Origin of the sequence: Streptomyces sp. NPDC006265, assembly GCF_040613555.1 — a bacterium.
Classification (GTDB): Bacteria; Actinomycetota; Actinomycetes; order Streptomycetales; family Streptomycetaceae; genus Streptomyces.
This window is the reverse complement of sequence record NZ_JBEXSH010001391.1, coordinates 1-1,455: the sequence shown is the minus strand read 5'-3', so window position 1 is coordinate 1,455 and position 1,455 is coordinate 1. Positions and strand designations below refer to the sequence as shown.

Sequence of the window (1,455 nt, the reverse complement as noted above, 5' to 3'; positions counted from 1 at the left end):
GGTGGCGTCCTGCGCGAAGGCGGACGTGTAGCCCATGGAGCCGGAGTTGAGGCCGTTGGAAGGACGACGACCAGGTCTACGTGCGGGCCTCGACGGTGATCGTGCCGTTCGACTTCGAGACGCAGCGCCCACGCCGGATCACCGCGGAGGAGCGTGAGTTCCTCCGCGAGTACATGGATGGCGCCGAGGAGAAGGCCGTCGCCGCATGACGGTGCTCCACCTCGCCGACGAGGGGGAGGCGGCGGATCTCGCGGCCTTCCTCTCCCGGCTGCTCCACTACGACCGCGGTGCCGCGGTGCGTCTGCAGGCGGCGGGCACCGCACTGGCCGTCTTCGGGCGTCCGCCGTCCTTCGAGGTGCTCGCGGTGCGGGCGGTGCGGATGGCGAAGCCGTACGAGAAGGGTCTTGAGGTCACGCTGGACGTGACCGTGTCCGCCGGTGAGCTCCTGGAGACGGTGGACGAGAAGGCCGGCACGGCGCTCGTGCCGAGTGCGGTGACCGGGCCGCCGTGGGCGGGTGTGCTGCCGCCTCGCGGGCACTGGCGCTCCGAGCCGGGGCTTCCCGCGCCGGACGCCCTGCGGTCCCTGGTCGCGGCCGTCGTCGCCGAGTTCCGGTCCCGTACACAGGAGTTGCCCGCCGAGCGGCGAACCCGGGCCGAGCTGGACCGGATCGGCGCGGACATCTGGTCCCGGACCGTCGGGGAGACCCGGCTGCCCGTCCGGGCCGTGCACGCGGCGCAGTCCCTCGGCTTCCTGAGGCCCGGGGCGCCGCTGGGGCTGCTCTCGTCGGGCGCGTGGCTGCGGCTGCGCACGCCGTACGGGTCCATCGCCGTACGACGTGCCGGGCTCGGGGCGCTGGACGTCAGCGTGCGCTGACCGGGCCGTCGACGGCCGTCAGCCCTCGGTGTTGACCATCGAGGCCGCCGCGTACGTCAGGTACTTCCACAGCGTGTGCTCGTGCTCCTCGGACAGACCGAGCTCCTCGACCGCGACACGCATGTGCTTCAGCCACGCGTCGTGCGCCGCACGGTCGACCGCGAAGGGCGCGTGCCGCATCCGCAGCCGCGGGTGGCCGCGGTTGTCGCTGTACGTCGTGGGGCCGCCCCAGTACTGGATGAGGAACAGCACGAGGCGCTCCTCGGCCGGGCCCAGATCCTCCTCGGGGTACATGGGCCGCAGCAGCGGGTCCTCGGCGACCCCCTCGTAGAAACGGTGGACGAGCCGACGGAAGGTCTCCTCCCCGCCGACCTGCTCGTAGAAGGTCTGCTCCTGAAGCGTGCCGCGCCGAATCTCATTCACGCGATCCATGGTCTCAGACGCCCCGGCATAGGACTCAAGACCTAGGACCCCGCCGCTGCTGTCAGGGCCCTGCCCCTACTGTGGAGCCGATCGTGCTCTCCATCAGGGCGTTGTCGTACGCGTCGCCGACGGAGCCGATCGAGGCCGCGATGCCGGCC

At 71.9% G+C, this 1,455-nt stretch carries 2 protein-coding genes and 1 pseudogene; 2 read left to right on the top strand and 1 reads right to left on the bottom strand.

All coding sequences use genetic code 11. The features are described from left to right. Positions 1-59: 59 nt before the first annotated feature. A pseudogene (locus ABZ281_RS49185) lies at positions 60-209 on the top strand (acyl-CoA thioesterase); the annotation flags it as partial. Beyond that, on the top strand, positions 206-874 hold the full coding sequence (locus tag ABZ281_RS49180) for a hypothetical protein (protein WP_356665339.1): 669 nt from the start codon (positions 206-208) through the stop codon (positions 872-874). The pseudogene ABZ281_RS49185 and the gene ABZ281_RS49180, both read left to right, overlap by 4 nt. Before the next feature lie 18 nt (positions 875-892). Here ABZ281_RS49180 and ABZ281_RS49175 read toward each other — a convergent pair whose 3' ends face one another. Further along, on the bottom strand, positions 893-1,306 hold the full coding sequence (locus ABZ281_RS49175; protein WP_142163900.1) for a globin: 414 nt from the start codon (positions 1,304-1,306) through the stop codon (positions 893-895). Between the last annotated feature and the right edge of the window lie 149 nt (positions 1,307-1,455).